The following is a 19,675-nucleotide window of genomic DNA, read 5'->3' on the forward strand; positions in this document are numbered from 1 at the left end:
CCGGTGAACCTCTCCGCCCCCTTCATCCTGCGCCCGGTCGCGACCACGCTCCTCACCCTCGGCGTGCTGCTCGCCGGGCTGTTCGCCTTCGTGCGGCTGCCGGTGGCGCCGCTGCCGCAGATCGACTTCCCGACCATCCTGGTCCAGGCCTCGATGCCCGGCGCCAGCCCCGACACCATGGCGACCACCGTCGCCGCCCCCCTGGAACGGCGCCTCGGCCAGATCGCCGACGTCGACCAGATGACCTCGACGAGTTCCGTCGGGCAGACCCGGATCGTGCTGCAATTCGGGCTCGACCGCGACATCAACGGCGCCGCGCGCGACGTGCAGGCGGCGATCAACGCCGCCCGCGCCGATCTGCCGACGGCGCTCCGCACCAACCCGACCTACCGCAAGTTCAACCCGGCCGACGCGCCGATCCTGATCCTTGGCCTCACCTCGAAGACGCTGAGCCCCGGCGCGCTCTACGATTCCGCCGCGACGGTGCTCGCCCAGAAGCTGTCGCAGCTCGAGGGCATCGGCAACGTCGATATCGGCGGCTCGTCGCTGCCGGCGGTGCGGGTCGAGCTCGATCCGAACGCCCTGTTCCATTACGGCATCGGCCTGGAAGGCATCCGCGCCGCGCTCGCCAGCGCCAACGCCAACTCGCCGAAGGGCGCGATCGAGGCCGGCGCGCGGCGCTACCAGCTCTACGCCAACGACCAGGGCCGCCAGGCCGCCGACTACCGGGACATCGTCGTCGCCTACCGCAACGGGGCGGGGGTGCGCCTGCGCGATGTCGGCCAGGTGGTGGACGGCGTCGAGGACCGGCGCAACCTCGGCCTCGTCAACGGCCAGCGCGGCGTGCTGCTGATCGTCTACAAGCAGCCCGGCGGCAACGTCGTCGAGACGATCGACCGCCTGAAGGCGGCGCTGCCGCAGCTTAAGGCGGCGCTGCCGGGCGACACCGAACTCGTCGTCACCGGCGACCGCTCGCTGACCATCCGGGCGTCGCTGGCGGAGGCCGAGCGCACGCTGCTGATCTCGGTCGGGCTGGTGATCCTGGTGGTGTTCGGCTTCCTGCGCTCCGCCCGCGCGACGCTGATCCCGGCGGTGGCGGTGCCGATCTCGCTGGTCGGCACCTTCGCCGCCATGTGGCTGTGCGACTACAGCCTCGACAACATCTCGCTGATGGCCCTCATCATCGCGGCCGGCTTCGTGGTCGACGACGCGATCGTGGTGCTGGAAAATATCCAGCGCCACATCGAGGACGGCCGCTCCCGGGTCGAGGCGGCGCTGCTGGGCGCCCGCGAGGTCGGGTTCACGGTCCTGTCGATGAGCCTGTCGCTGATCGCGGTGTTCCTGCCGATCCTGCTCGCTGGCGGCATCATCGGGCGGTTCTTCCAGGAATTCGCCGTCGTGCTGTCCCTGGCGATCCTGATCTCGCTCGTCGTCTCGCTCACCACCACGCCGATGATGTGCGCCCGGTTCCTCAAGCCCGAGGCGCACGGCGCCCGGCCGGGCCCGGTGGCGCGGGTGCTGGAGGCGGCATTCGAGGGGCTGCTGTCGGGCTACCGCGTCACCCTCGACTGGGCGCTGCGCCACGGCGTGACCGTGATGCTGGTGCTGCTCGCGGCGGTGGTGCTCAACGTCTATCTCTACGTCATCGTGCCGAAGGGGTTCTTTCCCCAGCAGGATACCGGCCAGATGATCGGCGGCATCCAGGCCGACCAGCGCATCTCGTTCCAGGCGATGAGCGCCAAGCTGCGGCGCGCCACCGCCATCGTCCAGGCCGATCCGGCGGTGGAGAGCGTCGTCGGCTTCACCGGCGGGCGCGGCACCAACTCCGCCAACGTCTTCGTCGGCCTCAAACCCTTGGGGACGCGCGACCCGATCGGCGAGGTGATGACCCGCCTGCGGCCGAAGCTCGCCGCGATTCCCGGCGCCCGGCTCTACCTGTTCCCGCGCCAGGACTTTTCCGTCGGCGGGCGCCAGAGCTTCTCGCAGTACCAGTACACGCTGCAAGGCGACACCAGCGAGGACCTCTACACCTGGACCCCGAAGCTGCTGGAGGCTTTGCAGAAGGACCCGACCTTCACCGACGTCACCTCCGACCAGCAGCAGGGCGGCCTGGAGACGCGCCTCGTCATCGACCGGCCGACCGCCTTCCGCTACGGCCTGACCCCGGACCAGATCGACAACACCCTCTACGACGCCTTCGGCCAGCGCCAGGTCTCGACGATCTACAACCCGCTGAACCAGTACCACGTCGTGATGGAAATCGCGCCGCGCTACCTCGACAACCCCGAGACGCTGAAGCTGATCTACGTCTCGACCTCCGGGGCGCGCGCCCGCGGCTCGGCCACCACCAACGCGGTCGCCGGCACGGTGGCGAGCGCCGCCACGGCGGCCCCCGACGCGAGCAACGCCGCGACCGCGGTCGCGACCGATTCGGCCCGCAACGCCGCCACCAATTCCATCGCGGCGGCCGGACGCTCCAGCGCCTCGTCGAGTGCCGCGGTCAGCAGCGCCAAGGAGACGATGGTCCCGCTCTCGGCCTTCGCCAGCTTCGAGACCGGCTCGACCCCGGTCCAGGTCAGCCACCAGGGCCTGTTCGTCGCCACCACGCTGTCGTTCAACCTCGCCCCCGGCAAGAGCCTGAGCGACGCCACCGCGGCGATCGACGGCCACATGCGCGACCTGCGCCTGCCGGCCACCATCCACGGCGAATTCGCCGGTGCGGCCAAGAGCTTCCAGTCCTCGTCCTCGCGCCAGCCGCTGCTGATCCTGGCGGCTTTGCTCGCGGTCTACGCCGTGCTCGGCATCCTCTACGAGAGCTGGGTCCACCCGCTCACCATCCTCTCCACCCTGCCGTCGGCGGGTATCGGGGCGATCCTGGCCCTGATGCTGGCCGGCGAGGAATTCGGGGTGATCGCGCTGATCGCCGTGATCCTGCTGATCGGCATCGTGAAGAAGAACGCCATCATGATGATCGACTTCGCGCTCGACGCCGAGCGCACCCGCTCCCTGAGCCCGCGGGAGTCGATCCGCGAAGCCTGCCTCTTGCGCTTCCGCCCGATCATGATGACAACCTTGGCCGCATTGCTGGGCGCGCTGCCGCTGATTCTCGACGGCGGCGAGGGCTCCGAGCTGCGCCGTCCCCTCGGCATCGCCATCGTCGGCGGCCTCATCGTGAGCCAGGTCCTGACTCTCTACACCACCCCCGTCGTCTACCTGTACCTCGACCGCTTCCGGCTCTGGGTCGGGCGCCGCCGGCGCGGGGATTCCGCCACGCGGGCGCTGCCGGCCGAATGACCGTTTCCACCGATTTCATCGTCCCGACCGATCCCGCAGCGCCGACCCCTCCCCCCTCTGCGGGGGAGGGTGCCCGGCGGAGCCGGGCGGGAGAGGGAACCGCGACGCTGCTTCAGGTGGCGCCCTTCATCGCGCGCGCGACCGCTCCGGAAGCGGCGTCCCCTCTCCCGACCCGGCCTCACGGCCGGGCGGCCCTCCCCCGCCGAGGGGGGAGGGTCGGGTGGGCGCCGTTCCGCCTCGCCGCGACGGCAGCCGTCCCGCTGATGCTCGCCGGCTGCCTCGTCGGCCCCGATTACTCCCGCCCCACCGTCGAGACGCCCGCCGCCTTCAAGGAGGGCGGCGCCCGGCCGATGCCGCCGCGCCACTGGCGGCCGGTGCGGCCCCTCGACGAGGCGGAGCGGGGCGACTGGTGGCGGGTGTTTCGCGATCCGGCCCTCGACCGGCTCATCCGCCTGATCGACGTCGACAACCAGACCCTGCGCGCCCAGGTCGCCGCCTACCGGCAGGCCCGCGCCCTGGTGCAGGAGGCCCGCGCCCAGCTGTTCCCGACCGCGCTGGGCGCCCCGTCGATCAGCCGCGCCAGCACCGGCGGCGTCGAGCGCACCACCGTCACGCTCCAGGGCTCCGCGACCTGGGAGCCCGACCTGTTCGGCCGCGTCCGCCGCCTGATCGAGAGCGACGTCGCCGCCGCCCAGGCCAGCGCCGCCGACCTCGCCTCGGTGCGGCTCGCGCTGCAGACGCAAGCAGCCATCGCCTATTACCAGCTGCGCTACCAGGAATCGCTGCAGAGCCTGCTGGAGCGCACCGTCCAGGCCTATCAGCGCTCGCTCGAGATCACCCAGAACCAGTACAATGCCGGCGTCGCCGCCCGTTCCGACGTCATCACCGCCCAGACCCAGCTCCAGACCACGCAGGCCAACGCCATCGCGGTCGGGCTGCAGCGGGCGAACCTGGAGCACGCCATCGCGACGCTGATCGGCCGCCCGCCCGCCGAGGTGTCGCTGGCCCGCGGCAGCCTGCCGGCGCGCCCGCCCGCCGTGCCGGTCAGCCTGCCCTCCGATCTCCTGGAGCGCCGGCCCGACATCGCGCTCGCCGAGCGGACCGTGCAGTCCCAGAGCGCCCAGATCGGCGTCGCCGTCGCGGCGTTCTACCCGACCGTCACCCTGTCGGCGAGCGGCGGCATCGCGGGCGATCCGGCTCGCAACTTCTTCTCCGCCGCGAACACGTTCTGGTCGGTGGCGGCCTCCGGCAGCCAGGTGCTGTTCGACGGCGGCGCGCGCACGGCGGCGCTCCAGGCGGTCGAGGCGGCCTATGACGGGGCCGTCGCCAATTACCGCCAGACCGTGCTCACCGCCTTCCAGCAGGTCGAGAACGGCCTGGCCGGCCAGCGCATCCTCGCCCGCCAGCAGGGCGCGCAGGAACTCGCCGTGCAATCCTCGCGCCGGGCGGTGGAGATCGCCCTCAACGAGTACCGGGCCGGCACCCAGAACTACACCACGGTCGTGACCGCCCAGGCGCTGGAGCTCAACAACGAGGTCTCGGCGCTCCAGGTCCGGCTCAACCGCTTCACCAACGCGGTGTCGCTGATCGGCGCGATCGGCGGCGGCTGGGACACCAGCAGCCTGCCGAGCGGCGAGGCGCTGAAGCAATTCACGCCGCTGCCGATCGATCGCGGCCAGGCACCGCGGGTGGACGAGTGAGGTGGTATCCGCCCGATCTGTGTCGAGACCAGTCAAGCGCGGGTTTTCCCCTCTCCCCGCCCGCGGGGAGAGGAGGAAACCCGCGCCAATACGCCCACCCCACCACCCCGGTTCCCGCCCGCCGGGGAATGGCCTACATCGGGGTCACCGGCGCCGCGCCGCCCGACCCGTGAGCCGATGACCGACCCGCTCCTCTCCGTCGAAGATCTCTCCGTCGCCTTCCGCCAGGGCGGGCGCGAGACCCGTGCCGTCGATCGCGTCTCCTTCGCCATCGCGCCGGGGGAGACGCTGGCCCTCGTCGGCGAATCGGGCTCCGGCAAGTCGGTGACGGCGCTCTCGATCCTGCGCCTGGTCGACGGCGCGGTGCCGGAGGGGCGGATCCGGTTCAAGGGCAGTGACCTGCTGGCGCTCTCCGAGACGCAGATGCGCGGGATCCGCGGCGCCGACATCACCATGGTGTTCCAGGAGCCGATGACCTCCTTGAACCCGCTGCACCGCATCGCCGATCAGGTCGCCGAGGTGTTGCGGCTGCACAAGGGGATGAGCGGCGAGGCGGCCCGCGCCCGCACCCTGGAGCTCCTGAACCTCGTCGGCATCCGCGACGCCGAGCGGCGGCTCGGTGCCTACCCGCACGAATTGTCCGGCGGGCAGCGCCAGCGGGTGATGATCGCGATGGCCCTCGCCTGCGAGCCCGACCTGCTCGTCGCCGACGAGCCGACGACGGCCCTCGACGTCACCGTCCAGGCCCAGATCCTGGCGCTGCTGGCCGACCTGAAGGCGCGGCTCGGCATGGCGATGCTGTTCATCACCCACGATCTCGGCATCGTGCGCCGGATCGCCGACCGGGTCTGCGTGATGCTCCAGGGCCGGATCGTCGAGACCGGCCCGGTCGCCGAGGTGTTCGCCAACCCGCAGCACGAGTACACCCGCCGCCTGCTCGCTGCCGAGCCGAGGGGCCGCGGCAACCCGGTCCCGGACGGCGCGCCGATCCTGGTCGAGGCCGGGCCGATCCGGGTGCATTTCCCGATCAAGACCGGCCTCCTCCGGCGCACCACCGGCCACGTCAAGGCGGTGGACGGCGTCGCCTTGAGCGTGCGCGAGGGCGAGACCGTCGGGGTGGTGGGCGAATCGGGCTCGGGCAAGACCACGCTGGGCTTGGCCATCCTGCGCCTCACCGCCTCGGAGGGGCCGGTGGTCTATCTCGGCCGGCGCATCGACGGGCTGTCGGCCAGCGCCATGCGTCCCCTGCGGCGCGAGATGCAGGTGGTGTTCCAGGATCCCTACGGCTCGCTCTCGCCGCGGATGTCGGTGGCCGAGATCGTCGCCGAGGGGCTGGAGGTGCAGGGCAAGGGACGCAGCGACGCCGAGCGCCGGGAGATCGTCGCCCGGGCGCTGACCGATGTCGGGCTCGATCCGGCGGCCATGGACCGCTATCCGCACGAATTCTCCGGCGGCCAGCGCCAGCGCATCGCCATCGCCCGCGCCATGGCCCTCGATCCGCGCTTCGTCGTCCTCGACGAGCCGACCTCGGCCCTCGACATGTCGGTCCAGGCCCAGATCGTCGAACTCCTGCGCGAATTGCAGCGCCGGCGCGGCCTCGGCTACCTGTTCATCAGCCACGACCTCAAGGTGGTGCGGGCGCTGGCCAACCGGGTGATGGTGATGCAGGGCGGGCAGGTGGTGGAGGAGGGCGCGGCGGACGAGATCTTCGCCCGGCCCCGCACCGCCTACACCCGCGCCCTGTTCGCCGCCGCCTTCGACCTCGCGGCGGCCCCGACCGGGGCGGTGAGCGAATGACCCGGGCGCTCCTCATCGTCCTCGATTCCGTCGGCATCGGCGGCGCGCCCGACGCCGTGGAATTCGGCGACGCGGGCGCCGACACCCTCGGCCACATCGCCGAGGCCTGCGCCCGCGGGGCCGGCGACCGGGCGTCCCTGCGCGCCGGCCCCCTGCACCTGCCCCACCTCGCCGGCCTCGGCCTCGGGCTCGCGGCGGAAGGGGCGACCGGGCGGATGCCGCCCGGCCTCGCCCCCGCGGGGCCGGTCGAGGGCGCCTTCGGCCACGCGGTCGAGAGCGCGCAGGGCAAGGACACGGTGTCGGGCCACTGGGAGATCGCCGGGGTGCCGGTGGGGTTTTCCTGGGGCCGCTTCCCGGCGACCCGGCCGGCCTTCCCGCCCGACCTCACCCGCGCCCTCGTCGAGGAAGCCGGGCTGCCGGGCATCCTCGGCGATTGCCACGCCTCCGGCACCGCGATCATCGAGGAGCTGGGGGCGGAGCACGTCCGGACGGGCAGGCCGATCTGCTACACCTCCGTCGACAGCGTGTTTCAGATCGCCGCCCACGAGGAGGCGTTCGGGCTCGACCGGCTCTACGCCCTCTGCACCATCGCCCGCCGGCTCTGCGACCCCTACCGCATCGGCCGGGTCATCGCCCGGCCCTTCCTCGGCGACGCGACCTCCGGCTTCACCCGCACCGCCCACCGGCGGGACTACGCCGTGCCGCCGCCCGGCGACACGTTGCTCGACCGCCTCGCCGCCGCCGGCCGGCCGGTGGTGAGCGTCGGCAAGATCGGCGACATCTTCGCCCACCGCTCGACCGGCCGCGAGATCAAGCCCGGCGGCAACGACGCCTGTCTCACGGCGGCGCTCGATGCCCTCGCCGACCTGCCCGCGGGCGGCCTCGTCTTCGCCAACCTCGTCGAGTTCGACACCGAGTACGGCCACCGCCGCGACGTGCCGGGCTACGCCGCCGCCCTGGAGCGCTTCGATGCGCGGGTGCCGGAGATCCGGGCGGCGCTTCGTGCCGGCGATCTCTGCCTCGTCACCGCCGATCACGGCAACGATCCGACCTGGACCGGCACCGACCATACCCGCGAGCAGGTGCCGGTGCTGGCCTTCGGGCCGGGAATCGCCCCCGGGCCGCTCGGACGGATCGGCTTCCCGGCGATCGGCGCGATGGTGGCGCGCCATCTCGGGCTGGAAGAGACCGTCGCGGAGACCTTGGCCGGGACCTTGGCCGGACCCGGACCGGTCGCTTAAACATCCGGGGACGCGCACCGGAGACGGACCTCCCTTGTCCAAAGCCCCTCGTCCATGACGGCCTCCGGGACGCTCGCCCGCCACGCGCCGCCGGTGCCGGCCCTCGCCGAGCGGGTCGGCTGGCTCAAGCTCCTCGGCGCGTTCCGGCGCAACACCCTGGAGGCGTTCCCCCGCGCCTGCCTCGACGAGCCGGCGGTGACGATCCCGCTGCCCGGGGGCGGCCGGATCGTGCTGCTCGCGACGCCGGCCGGCGCCCGCCACGTCCTGCTCTCGGCCACCGAGGATTTCACGCGCCTGCCCGCCGGCCGGCGGGCGATCGGGCCGATCGCCGGGAACGGCCTGGTGCTCGCCGACGGCGAGGCCTGGCGCCACCAGCGCCGGGTGCTGGCCCCCGCCTTCACGCCCCGCACCCTGCCCTTGATGCTGCGCTTCGTCGCCCGCAGCGCCGAGGAATCCTGCCGCCGGCTGGAGGGGGGCCTCGGCGCCCCGGCGGACCTGCGCTCCGAGATGCAAAGGACCGCCCTCGACATCGCGACCACCTCGATGTTCTCCCTCGAGACCGGCCCCCTCGGGGCGGAGATCCGGTCGCTGGTCTCCGGCTATCTCGACCGGCTCGGCCGGCCGACCGTGGCCGATTTCCTGCTGCCGCCGGGCTGGCCGACCCCGTCGAGCCCGCGCCGGGCGCTGTTTCGCCGCCGCTGGCTCGCCGTCGTGCGGGCGGTGCTGGCGGCGCGGCGGGAACAGGGCTCAGGGAGCGCGGCGCGGGACCTGTTCGACCTCCTGATCGAGGCCCATGGCGATTCGCCCGGCGGGCTGCTGGCCGACGAGGTCGGCACGCTGATCGTCGCCGGCCACGAGACCACCGCCTCGACCCTGTTCTGGGCCTGCACGCTGCTCGCCCGCGAGCCGGGCCTGCAGGACGCGCTCGCCGCGGAGGCCGCCGGGCTCGACCTGTCGGAGGAGGGCGCCAGCGCGTCCCTGCCGCGCCTGAGGCTCGCCAGGGCGGTGACCCAGGAGACCCTGCGGCTCTATCCCCCGGTCTACGTCATCGCCCGCCGCGCCGCGCGGGCGAGCACGGTCGAGGGCACCGCGATCCCGGCCGGCAGCATCGTGATGATCCCGACCTGGGTGCTCCACCGCAACCCGCGCTGGTGGGACCGGCCGGAGACCTTCGATCCGGGGCGCTTCCTCGACGGCCCGGAGCCGGACCGTTTCGTCTACCTGCCCTTCGGCGCCGGCCCGCGGATCTGCATCGGCGCGCAGCTGGCGCAGGCCGAGGCGATCCTGGTCCTGGCGCGGCTGATGCGCGGGTTCCGGCTCTCGCTCGCCGGCGACCGGCCGGTCCTGCCGGTGGCGACCACCGTGATGCGGCCGGACCACGTGCCGCGCTTCCATCTGGCCCGCCGCGCCGGTTGAGCCTGCCGCCGGCGCGAAAATGCTCTATGGGCTTGCGGGAAGCGGCCGGCCCGGCCCCGCGAAGAGACAGAAACACACGGTGCGACCCTGGCGCAGCGGCCCGTCCGACCGGCGCGGCTACCATCACGGCAACCTCAAGGAGGCGCTGATCGAGGCCGCGCGCCGCTTCATCGCGGAGCGGGGGATCGGCGGCTTCACCCTGGTCGACGCGGCGCGCCTCGTCGGCGTCTCGCCGGCGGCGCTCTACCGCCATTTCCGCGGCCGCGAGGCCCTGCTCGAGGAGGTGGCCGAGCGCGGCTTCACCGAGCTCGCGGCGCGGCTGGCGCGGGCCCTGCGCGGTCCCGGCACGCCGCTCGAGCGCTTCACCCGCATGGGCGAGGCCTACCTGACCTTCGCCGAGGAGGAACCGGGCTACTACGCGGCGATCTTCGAGGCCCGGCCCCTCGGCCCGGACGGATGCGCCCCCGCGCAAGGCCCGCGCGACCGCGACGCCTTCGGCCTTCTCGTCGAGGCCCTGCGGAGCACCTTCCCGGACGGGTTCTTAGGGAGCGTCGATCCGCGCTTCGTCGCCCTGGAGGTCTGGGCGCTCTCGCACGGCATCGCGACGCTGGCTGCCGCCGGCCGGCTGCCGACCGGCCCCGGCTTGCCGACCAAGTACGACCTCCTGCGGGCCGGCGTGCTCGCCATGGTGCACGGGGCGACGGCGCGGGCTCCCGGATAGGGCTCAATGCCCCGAAGCGAGCGCCGCCCCCGGCTTGTCGTGGGTGCCGAGCCTCTCGACCAGCGTCGCCGAGGCCGCGTTGAGGCCGGCGACGTCCACCGGCACCCCATGGTGGCGGAACTTCAGGACCACCCGGTCGAGGGCGTTGACGGCGGTCAGGTCCCAGAAATGGGCGTCCGTCAGGTCGATCACCACGCGCTCCAGCTCCTCCTCGCGGAAGTCGAAGCCGGCATGGAAGGCCTCGGCCGTGGCGAAGAAGATCTGGCCCGTGACCCGGTAGGTGCGGGTCCGGCCCTCGCGCGACGAGGCGACGGCGAAGAACCGGGTGACCTTGTGGGCGAAGAACAGCCCGCTCAACACCACGCCGAACAGCACGCCCTTGGCGAGGTCGTGGGTCGCGACCACCACCGCGACGGTGCCGAGCATCACGATGCTCGACGTGGTCGGATGGGTGACCAGCGTGCGGATCGAGCGCCACTGGAAGGTGTTGATCGACACCATGATCATCACGGCGACGAGGGCCGCCATCGGGATCTGCGCGACGTAAGGCCCGAGCACCACGATCAGGAACAGCAGGAAGGCGCCGGCCCACAGGGTCGAGAGCCGGCCGCGGCCACCCGACGAGACGTTGATGACCGACTGGCCGATCATCGCGCAGCCAGCCATGCCGCCGAACAGGCCGGCGGTGACGTTGGCGAGGCCCTGGCCGGCGCATTCGCGGTTCTTGTTCGAGGTGGTGTCGGTGCGCTCGTCGACGATCGCGGCGGTCATCAGGCTCTCGAGCAGGCCGACCATCGCGAGGGTGAGCGCATAGGGCAGGATGATGCGAAGCGTCTCGAGGGTCAGCGGCACCTGGGGCAGGGCGAAGCTCGGCAATTCGCTCGGCAGCGCCCCCATGTCGCCGACGGTGCGGATGCCGAGGCCGAGGCTCATCGACAGGGCGGTGAACAGCACGATCGTCACCAGCGCCGAGGGCACGGCCTTGGTCAGGTAGGGCAGGCCGTAGATCAGCGCGAGGCCGGCGGCGGTCATGGCGTAGACGACCGGGCCGCGGCCGATCAGCTCCGGCATCTGGGCGAGGAAGATCAGGATCGCCAGCGCGTTGACGAAGCCGGTGACGACCGAGCGCGAGACGAAGCGCATCAGGTTGCCGAGCCGCAAGGCGCCGGCGGCGAGCTGGATCAGGCCGGTCAGGATCGTCGCGGCGAAGAGGTAGCCGAGGCCGTGATCCTTGACGAGCGTCGTCATCACCAGCGCCATCGCGCCGGTGGCGGCCGAGATCATCGCCGGCCGCCCGCCGGCGATCGCCGTGACGACCGCGATGCAGAACGAGGCGTAGAGCCCGACCTTCGGGTCGACCCCGGCGATGATCGAGAAGGCGATCGCCTCCGGGATGAGCGCGAGGGCCACGACGGTGCCGGCCAGGATCTCGCGCGTGACGTCGGGCGCCCATTCGCGCCGCAGGCGGACGAGGTTCATGGAATCTGAGCTTTCGGAGAGAGGCGCGACGGCGCGCGCGAGGGCGACCGGCCGCGCGAGGCGGACCGGCACGAAGGACAGGCGTGGAGAGAGGACGCGGGAGAGCGGGCGCTACGGCGGCGTGGGCCGCGAGACCGGAAGGGCTCGATCCTGCATCATGGGTCGTGCCTAGCACGAGCCTTTGCTGCGACGCAACCGGGCGGCGGGATGAAAGTCCCGAATGCTGGGCGCAGCTTGATTCGGGGAGACAACCGAGACGAGACGAGACGAGCGCGGGTTTTTCCCTCTCCCCCACAGAGGGGGAGGGGAAAACCCGCGCCCTTCATGAAAAAGGCCCGTCCCTTTGTGAAGGGACGAGCCTTGTCGTTGCGGAGGATCGTCCGGCCGTCAGGCCGGGATCAGCGGATCCCGCCGTGTCGCATTCTCCGGCACCCCGTCCTTGGCCTTCTGCTTCGGCGGGGGCCCAAGGAAGGCCGGGACGATGAAGAAGGCGGCGATCAGGGTGAAGAACAGCGACAGGGCGAGCAGCTTGCCCATGCTGGCGGTGCCCGGGTGGCTCGACAGCACCAGCGAGCCGAAGGCGGTGCCGGTGGTGAGCGCCGAGAAGAAGATCGCCCGGGTCAGGCTGGAGGCCAGCATGTCGGCGACACCGGCCCGCCAGGCGATCACGTAGTAGATGTGGAAGGCCACGCCCACCGCCAGCATCAGCGGCAGCGCGATGATGTTGGCGAAGTTCAGCGGCATGCCGATGAGGTAGAGCGCCTCCAGCGTCCACAGGGTGGCGAGCACCAGGGGGCCCAGCGCCATGGCAACGTCCCAGGGCCGGCGCAGGGCGACCGACAGGATGATGAAGATCGAGAGCAGCGCCAGCAGGCCCGCCTCGATGAAGGCGCCGAGGATCGTGTGGCTCGACAGGGTGGTGGCGACCGGCGCACCGGTGGCGTGGGGCGCGACGCTCAGGACTTCCTTGGCGAAGCGCCGCTGCACCAGGTTGTCGTTCGAATTGCCCTTCGGCTGCACCTCGATCCGGGCCTTGCCGTCGGCGGCGATCCACTCGGAGCGGATCTGCTTGGGCAGGTTCTCCAGCGTGATCTTCTCCGGCGACAGGAGATCGCGCAGGCGGGTGAGCAGGAGCTTGAGGTTCGGCACCACCGCGGCGGCGGCCGCCTCGCGCACCGGCGGCTCGGCATTGGCCAGGCGCTCGAGGGTGTCGGTGAAGCCCTGGATGGTGGCGAACGGCCCGGAATCGGTCCCGCCCCGCTCCTTCGCTCCCTGCACGATGCCGCGGAGCGCCGTCACGGCGTTGCGGATCGCCGTCACCACCTCGCGGTCGGTCGGCGGCGGGGCGACGCGGGGCGGGTTGAGCACGGGCCCGAGCACCTGCGCGGCGTCCTCGATGGTCGCGAGCTTCTGGTCCTGGTCGGCGGGCACGAAGGTGTTGATGTCGACCACCCCGGCGACGGCCGGCAGGGCCAGGAGCTTCTTGACCATCGGCGCGATGGCGTCGCGGTTCGGCACCACCACGTCGATCGAGTTGGGGCTGGTCTTGGGGTCCTTGGCGAGGTCGAGATAGGTCGCGACCGATTCCACCTTCGCGCTGCGCAGGTGCATCGGGTTCGAATCGAAGGGCAACCAGTAGAGCAGGGGCAGCCCCGCCACCGTGACGAGGCCGGTGAGCACGAGGACCAGCTTGCGGTGCTCGAGGATCCAGTGGTCGACCGAGGCCATGCTGGCGGTGCCGACCTCCTGCTTCTCGCCCGGCGGCCGCAGCACGGCGATCAGGGCCGGCAGCAGGGTGAGGGCGAAGAGGTAGGCGACGATCATGCCGACGCCGGCGATCAGGCCGAGCTCGGACACGCCGCGGAAGTCGGTCGGCAGGAACGAGAAGAAGCCGGCGAGGAGCGAGACGGCCGCGAGCGTCAGCGACCAGCCGACCCCGCGGGCGGCCGAGCGGATCGCCCGTTCCAGGTCCCCCTCGGTGAAACGGTCGGCGCGGTAGCGCACGGCGAACTGGATGCCGAAATCGATGCCGAGGCCGACGAACAGGGCCGCGAAGGCGACCGAGATCGGGTTCAGCTCGCCGACCATCAGCAGGCCGAGGGCGGCGGTGACGATGAGGCCCGCGACGGTGGTGACGAGCACCGCGACGACGAGGCTGCCCGAGCGGAGCGCCAGCCACAGGAACAGCACGATGGCGCCGCCGGTGACCGAGTAGTTCAGCCCGGCATCCTCGGCCAGCGTCGCGAACTCGTCGTCGGCCACCGCCACCTGGCCGGTGAGGCGCACCCGTATCCCGTTGGCCTCGGTCAGGCCGAGGCTGCGGGCGGTCTCGCGGATCAGCTGGGTCGCCTTCTCGCCGGGCTGGAGGGCGTCGTAGTCGAGGACCGGCTGGGCGATGACGAAGCGGCGCAGGTCGCTCGGCTCCGCCTTGCCGCCGGAGAGCAGGAGCTGCCACGAGAGCTGCGCCCGCTCGCCCTTCAGCACACGATCGAAGACTTCCTTCATCTGGCCCATCGGGCCGACGAGGTCCTCGGGCTTGGCCTGGCCGGCCTTCACCCCTTGAGCGCCCATCACCATGGCCTGCATGATGCCGCGCAAGGACGGGTCGGCAGCGAGCGGCCCGAGCAGGCCCTGCTGCTGGATCAGCCGCTCGGTGGTCTGGTCCAGTTCCTTCTGGGGCATCAGCAGCAGGCCGTTCTTCTCGAAGAACGGCCCGCCATCGGGGCGGTAGACGATCGGCAGCAGGTCCTTGTGGGTGGACAGGGCCTGGGTCAGGCGGCCCGCCGCCTCCTCGGCCTGTTCCGGCGTCTGCCCGTCGATCACCATGACGAGCAGGTTGCTGCGCTGCGGAAAAATCTTCTCGAACTGGATCTCGTCCTGGCGCCAGGGCACGTCCGAGGTGATCAGGCGCTCGACGTCGGTGTTGATGCGGAAGAGATGCGCCGCCGTGACGGCGCTCGCGACGGTGAGCAGCAGCGCGGCCACGAGGACGAGCCAGCGCCGGTGTACGGAAAACGCCACGAGCCGTTCGATCACGATGCGAAGCCTGCCTCTAGCTCGCGGGCCACGGGGCGGCCCGGTGAAGTCCCTGTGGATCGGCCCGCCGGGACGGCGAGGTCCCGGCGCCGGCGCGAGCACCGTTATAGCGCGCGGCGCAGCCGCGCCCATGGTCACGGCGGGTAACCACGTCCCGGCGACGCGCCGTGGCCACGGACACGCTCGCGAGGACCGCCTCCGTGGCGCGCTAGGTAATGACCCGCAGGCCCGATTGCAACGCATTGGCGGCAAACGGATCCCCGGGCCGGACGCCGGTCCGGGCCGCCCCGCGCGGCCTGAGCGCGGCTTTACCGGCCGGCGATCCCCACCGTAAACGTCGCAGGCGGAAGGGCTTCGGCCGGCGAGGGCTTTTCAGCCGGGCGGGGCTTTTGTGGTCTGGCGCGACGGAGGGCCGGTGACGCAGACGCGGGAGAACGGGATCGCCCTCGTGCTGGCCCAGCCGAGAGGCTTCTGCGCCGGGGTGGTGCGGGCGGTCGACATCGTCGAGCGGGCGCTCGCGCGCGGCGACGGCCCGGTCTATGTCCGCCACGAGATCGTCCATAACGGCCGCGTCGTCGCCGACCTGAAGGCCAAGGGCGCCCGCTTCGTCGAGAGCCTCGACGCCGTCCCGGACGGCGCCACCACGATCTTCTCGGCCCACGGGGTGTCGCGGGCGGTCGAGGCGGAGGCCGCGCGACGGGGCCTGCCCGTCATCGACGCGACCTGCCCGCTCGTCGCCAAGGTGCACAAGCAAGGGCAGCTTTACGCGGCGCAAGGGCGCACGGTCATCCTGGTGGGACATGCCGGCCACGCCGAGGTCGAGGGGACGCTCGGCCGGATCGACGGCGAGGTCCACCTCGTCGGCAGCGTGGCGGAAGCCGAAGCCCTCGACCTGCCCGCCGACGCGAGGCTCGCCTACGTCACCCAGACGACGCTGAGCGTCGACGACACGCGGGCGATCATCGCGGTCCTGCAGCGGCGCTTCCCCGACCTCGTCGGGCCCGAGACCCGGGACATCTGCTACGCGACGCAGAACCGCCAGGCCGCCTTGCGGGCGCTGGCCGAGATCGCCGACCTGATCCTGGTGGTGGGCGCGAGGAACTCCTCGAACTGCAACCGGCTGCGCGAGATCGCCGCCGAGGCCGGCCGGCCGAGCCACCTCGTCGAGGGCGCGGAGGATCTGGACCGAATCGGTCTCGACGGCGTGCGGACCCTCGGCCTGACCGCCGGCGCCTCGACACCCGAGGCGGTGATCGCGGAGGTGATTGCTGCGCTGCAGCGTCGCACCCCCCTGCGGATTTCGACGCTTCCGGGCGTTGTCGAGAGCGCGAGCTTCCCGCTCCCGTCGAGTTTGGGCCACACTTAGTCCCTTCCGCACCCGGCTTGGACCCTTTCGAACCTAGCTTGCTGGAAATCCGCCACTTTTCGGGCTAATCAGCCCGCTTGGCACAGCACTCGACACGAACCACGACACAAGGAGCCTGGGTCTTGGGCATTCCTCTCCGGTACGTCGCGAAGATCGGCGGCTACATCCTCAAGCAGCACCTCACCGGCCGCAAGCGCTACCCGCTTGTCATGATGATGGAGCCGTTGTTCCGGTGCAATCTAGCCTGCGCGGGCTGCGGCAAGATCGACTATCCGGACGAGATCCTCAACAAGCGCCTCCCGGTCGACGAAGCACTCGAGTCGGTCCGTGAGTGCGGCGCACCCGTGGTGGTCATTGCGGGCGGCGAGCCGCTGCTGCACAAGGACCTGCCGCAGATCGTCGAGGGCATCATCGCCCAGAAGAAATTCGCGATCGTCTGCACCAACGCGCTTCTCCTCGAGAAGAAGATCGCGCAGTACAAGCCGAGCCCGTACTTCACCTGGTCGATCCATCTCGATGGCGACAAGGAGATGCACGACCAGTCGGTGTGCCAGCGCGGCGTCTACGACAAGGCGGTGGCGGCGATCCAGAAGGCCAAGGAGATGGGCTTCCGGGTCACCATCAACTGCACCTTCTTCAACAACTCCTCGGCCGACAAGATCGCCGACTTCTTCGACAGCGTGACCCGGATGGGCATCGACGGCATCACCGTCTCCCCCGGCTACGCCTACGAGCGCGCCCCCGACCAGCAGCACTTCCTCAACCGCCGGGCGACCAAGGACCTGTTCCGCGGCGTGTTCCGCCTCGGCAAGGAGAAGGGCCGCGAGAAGTGGACCTTCCAGCAGTCGGGCCTGTTCCTCGACTTCCTGGCCGGCAACCAGACCTACCACTGCACGCCGTGGGGCAACCCGACCCGGACGGTCTTCGGCTGGCAGAAGCCGTGCTACCTGCTCGGCGAGGGCTACGCCAAGACCTTCAAGGAGCTGATGGAGACCACGGACTGGGACGCCTACGGCACCGGCAACTACGAGAAGTGCGCCGACTGCATGGTGCATTCGGGCTACGAGGCCTCGTCGGTGGTCGATTCGGTGAAGAAGCCGTGGAAGCCGCTGGTCTACGCCATGCGCGGCATCAAGACCGAGGGCGAGATGGCTCCCGAGATCTCCCTCGAGAACCAGCGCCCGGCCGAGTTCGTGTTCTCACGCAACGTCGCGCAGAAGCTCTCCGAGATCCGGGACGCCAAGGCCGACGCCAAGAAGCGCGCGACAGCGGCCTAACGAGGCGAAGGCCGCCGACGAGTCGCGGGCGAGGCGAACGAGCCCGCCCACGCTCGCCGAGCGGCGCGCCAGAGCCGCCAGGACGGCGAGGATATCGGGCTCGCCGTCCGGCTTGAGGGCCTTGGCGATCGCCGCCGGCAAGGCGCGGTCGGCCGGGTCGCACACCACCCGCACGGCACAGAACGGCAGGCCGTGCGCCTCCGCGAAGGCGGCCGCGACGTGGGATTCCATGTCGACCGCCGCGGCGCCGGTCGCGGCCCGCAAGGATGCCTTGGCGTGCGGCGACAGAACCGCCGCCTCGACCCCCGCCACGTCGGCCAGGACCACCCGCACCGGCGCATCCGTCAGCCGGCGGGCGAGGGCGGCCACGACCTGGCTGTGCGCCGGGTGCCGGACGCCGCCGGCGCTCACCCCGGTCGCCACCACGACGTCGCCCGGCACCAGATCGGGATCGAGCCCGCCGGCGATGCCGATGCTCATCACCGCCCGGCAGCCCGGGCCGCTGCGCCCCTTCAGCACGTCCCGCAGCCGCTCCGGATTGCCCCCGGCCCCCACCGTCGCCACACCCGGCCCGGCGGCGAGCCGCGCCTCGCGGGCCAGGCCGGTCACGGCCAGCACGGGATGGGGCCCGTTCGGACCGGTGGTGTCCTCGACGACGATCATGCGGGGGCTCGGCGGAGTCTCGATGGGAGGGATGTAGTGGATCCCCCCTCATACCAGAGCGTGTGCGGCAGGCGTGTGGCGCCGGCGACACGGGCGACCGACGCCTCCCCGGAGCCCTGGGGCGACCGGCCCTCGACGGCACCGCCATCCGCGATTTCATCCTGAAGTCGCAAGTGGAATGAAATCAACCTTCGCGTGTCCATACGGAGGAGGTTTCACGGGTCGGCGTCGAGAGCCCGTCGGGCACGACGTTCACCGGCCTCCGAAGGCGCGACGATCCGAGCGGTCCCATGCCGGCCATGCTCGACCACGCAAGACCCGGTTAAGCTCGACCGTGAAGAAAGGGGAGCCGGTCCCGGCACGGTCCCACCTCACGCCCCGCAAGGCCCCCCATGCCCCGCAGTTCCGAGGACAACCGAAACCGGGCGCTCGCCGTCCTCGCCGGGCTCGGCGCCCTGGCGCTCCTCGCCCTCCTGGTCCTGCGCGGGGTCTTTCGCGATCCGGGCCTCAACTCGCACGGCGCCCTGGCGGATGCGTTCCTGCACGGGCGGCTGTGGATCGAGAGCTGCCCGGAGATCGACTGCGCCCTGTTCCAGGGCCGCACCTACGTGATCTTCCCGCCGCTGCCGGCGCTCGTGGCCTTGCCCTTCGTCGCCGTGTTCGGGTTTCCGGGCTTCAAGGGCTTCGTGCTGCTGGCGGCGGCACTCGGGGCGATCAGCCTGTGGGCCTGGCACCGGATCCTGCGGGCGCTCGACGTGGAGGACGCGGACGCGCTCTGGATCCTGGCGGCGATCGCCTTCGCGAGCCCCCTGTTCCAGGTCACCCTGCGCTCGGAAGGAGTATGGTTCTTCGCCCAGTCGGTCGGTTTCCTGATGACCACCTTGAGCCTGTGGGCGGTGGTCTGCCGGCGCTCGCTGCCGCTCGCCGGGCTGTTCGTGGCGCTCGCCTTCCTGTGCCGGCAGATGGCGATCTTCTATCCGCTGGTCCTGCTGGTCCTGGCGCTGCCGCGGCACGAAGGCTGGCGCGGGGAGTGGCGCGAGACGGCGCGGGACCTCGTCCGTCCGGTGCTGCTCGCGGGGGTTCCCGTCGCGATCGCGCTCGTTGCCTACTTTCTCTATAATTATCTCCGCTTCGGCAGCCCGACCGAGACCGGCTACGCCTTCATCCACAATCCCGGCAGCGCCGGCTTCATCTGGCGGCGCATCTCCGAGGTCGGGCTGTTCTCGCGCGACTACCTCCTGTTCAACACCCTCTATCTCTTCCTGCAGGGCATCCATTTCGAGTTCGGCGGGCCGTACCTGACGCAGCTCACCGGCATCGACCGCTCGGGCTCCGCCCTGCTGGTGATGTGCCCGTGGCTGCTGCTGGCCTTCTACGCCCGCCTCGACCGGGCCTTCGCGGCGGGCGCGGCGGTGATCGCGATCATCGCCGGCATCACGTTGTTCTATCACTCGAACGGCGCCGACCAGACCGCCACCCAGCGCTACACCCTCGACTGGCTGCCGATCCTGATCGTGCTGATGGTCCGTGGCGAACGTCCCCGAGCCTTCGCGGCGCTGCCGCTTCTGGTCACCTGGGGTATCCTCGCCAACGCGGCGGTGACGCTGCTCACCAGCCTCTACAAGATCTGAGCAGGCTTTGCGTTGACAGGCCACACGGTCCACGACACGGGAGGTTGCGGGGGA

At 71.4% G+C, this 19,675-nt stretch carries 12 protein-coding genes; 9 read left to right on the forward strand and 3 right to left on the reverse strand.

What is annotated here, in order from left to right; all coding sequences use genetic code 11:
* The first annotated feature begins 3 nt into the window (after positions 1 to 3).
* The 6 genes from G4G93_RS10750 to G4G93_RS10775 all read left to right on the forward strand — a co-directional run bounded on the left by G4G93_RS10750 (position 4) and on the right by G4G93_RS10775 (position 10,169).
* Complete coding sequence (locus G4G93_RS10750) at positions 4 to 3,294, forward strand: efflux RND transporter permease subunit (RefSeq protein WP_165083971.1); 3,291 nt, start codon at positions 4 to 6, stop codon at positions 3,292 to 3,294.
* A 263-nt stretch (positions 3,295 to 3,557) separates the two neighbouring features.
* Entirely contained in the window at positions 3,558 to 4,994 is a 1,437-nt protein-coding gene (locus G4G93_RS10755; RefSeq protein WP_165083973.1) for an efflux transporter outer membrane subunit, read from the forward strand.
* 177 nt (positions 4,995 to 5,171) lie between these two features.
* Positions 5,172 to 6,791, forward strand: a complete 1,620-nt coding sequence (locus G4G93_RS10760) for an ABC transporter ATP-binding protein (protein WP_165083975.1) — start codon at positions 5,172 to 5,174, stop codon at positions 6,789 to 6,791.
* Complete coding sequence (locus G4G93_RS10765) at positions 6,788 to 8,032, forward strand: phosphopentomutase (protein WP_165083977.1); 1,245 nt, start codon at positions 6,788 to 6,790, stop codon at positions 8,030 to 8,032. The genes G4G93_RS10760 and G4G93_RS10765 overlap by 4 nt, the downstream gene beginning before the upstream one ends.
* Positions 8,033 to 8,086: 54 nt before the next feature.
* Positions 8,087 to 9,448 carry a cytochrome P450 gene (locus tag G4G93_RS10770; RefSeq protein ID WP_165083979.1) on the forward strand — a complete coding sequence of 454 codons (1,362 nt, stop codon included), beginning with the start codon at positions 8,087 to 8,089 and terminating at the stop codon, positions 9,446 to 9,448.
* A 79-nt stretch (positions 9,449 to 9,527) separates the two neighbouring features.
* Positions 9,528 to 10,169 (forward strand): TetR/AcrR family transcriptional regulator, encoded by a 642-nt coding sequence (locus tag G4G93_RS10775; RefSeq protein ID WP_165083981.1) that lies wholly within the window; start codon positions 9,528 to 9,530, stop codon positions 10,167 to 10,169.
* Positions 10,170 to 10,172: 3 nt separating this feature from the next.
* On the opposite strand, the gene G4G93_RS10780 is transcribed toward G4G93_RS10775, so the two are convergent.
* Together G4G93_RS10780 and G4G93_RS10785 are read right to left on the reverse strand one after the other, a co-directional pair.
* Positions 10,173 to 11,648, reverse strand: coding sequence for a SulP family inorganic anion transporter (locus G4G93_RS10780; RefSeq protein WP_165083983.1), 1,476 nt, complete (start codon positions 11,646 to 11,648; stop codon positions 10,173 to 10,175).
* A 387-nt stretch (positions 11,649 to 12,035) separates the two neighbouring features.
* Positions 12,036 to 14,684, reverse strand: coding sequence for an MMPL family transporter (locus tag G4G93_RS10785; protein WP_165083985.1), 2,649 nt, complete (start codon positions 14,682 to 14,684; stop codon positions 12,036 to 12,038).
* Positions 14,685 to 15,099: 415 nt separating this feature from the next.
* Here G4G93_RS10785 and ispH point away from each other — a divergent pair, with 415 nt between their 5' ends.
* The gene (gene ispH / locus G4G93_RS10790; RefSeq protein WP_312891881.1) at positions 15,100 to 16,050 is read left to right on the forward strand and encodes a 4-hydroxy-3-methylbut-2-enyl diphosphate reductase; all 951 of its coding nucleotides are present in this window, start codon (positions 15,100 to 15,102) and stop codon (positions 16,048 to 16,050) included.
* Between the two features lie 122 nt (positions 16,051 to 16,172).
* On the forward strand, positions 16,173 to 17,327 hold the full coding sequence (gene hpnH, locus G4G93_RS10795; RefSeq protein ID WP_099954682.1) for an adenosyl-hopene transferase HpnH: 1,155 nt from the start codon (positions 16,173 to 16,175) through the stop codon (positions 17,325 to 17,327).
* Here the strand turns inward: hpnH and G4G93_RS10800 are convergent.
* A complete protein-coding gene (locus G4G93_RS10800; protein WP_165083987.1) occupies positions 17,250 to 17,990 on the reverse strand; it encodes a phosphorylase in 741 nt (246 codons plus the stop codon). The genes hpnH and G4G93_RS10800 overlap by 78 nt on opposite strands.
* 392 nt (positions 17,991 to 18,382) lie before the next feature.
* Between G4G93_RS10800 and G4G93_RS10805 the strand changes: the two genes are divergently transcribed.
* On the forward strand, positions 18,383 to 19,621 hold the full coding sequence (locus G4G93_RS10805; protein ID WP_165083989.1) for a hypothetical protein: 1,239 nt from the start codon (positions 18,383 to 18,385) through the stop codon (positions 19,619 to 19,621).
* The last annotated feature ends 54 nt before the right edge of the window (positions 19,622 to 19,675 follow it).

Source organism: Methylobacterium sp. DB0501, from assembly GCF_011043735.1.
Classification (GTDB): Bacteria; Pseudomonadota; Alphaproteobacteria; order Rhizobiales; family Beijerinckiaceae; genus Methylobacterium; species Methylobacterium alsaeris.

What these genes read in the sequence shown, in the direction of transcription:
- G4G93_RS10755 (WP_165083973.1), top strand. Translation starts at nt 3,558, where the DNA reads ATGCTCGCCGGCTGCCTCGTCGGCCCCGATTACTCCCGCCCCACCGTC.
- G4G93_RS10760 (WP_165083975.1), top strand. Translation starts at nt 5,172, where the DNA reads ATGACCGACCCGCTCCTCTCCGTCGAAGATCTCTCCGTCGCCTTCCGC.
- G4G93_RS10765 (WP_165083977.1), top strand. Translation starts at nt 6,788, where the DNA reads ATGACCCGGGCGCTCCTCATCGTCCTCGATTCCGTCGGCATCGGCGGC.
- G4G93_RS10770 (WP_165083979.1), top strand. Translation starts at nt 8,087, where the DNA reads ATGACGGCCTCCGGGACGCTCGCCCGCCACGCGCCGCCGGTGCCGGCC.
- G4G93_RS10780 (WP_165083983.1), bottom strand. Translation starts at nt 11,648, where the DNA reads ATGAACCTCGTCCGCCTGCGGCGCGAATGGGCGCCCGACGTCACGCGC.
- G4G93_RS10800 (WP_165083987.1), bottom strand. Translation starts at nt 17,990, where the DNA reads ATGATCGTCGTCGAGGACACCACCGGTCCGAACGGGCCCCATCCCGTG.
- G4G93_RS10805 (WP_165083989.1), top strand. Translation starts at nt 18,383, where the DNA reads ATGCCCCGCAGTTCCGAGGACAACCGAAACCGGGCGCTCGCCGTCCTC.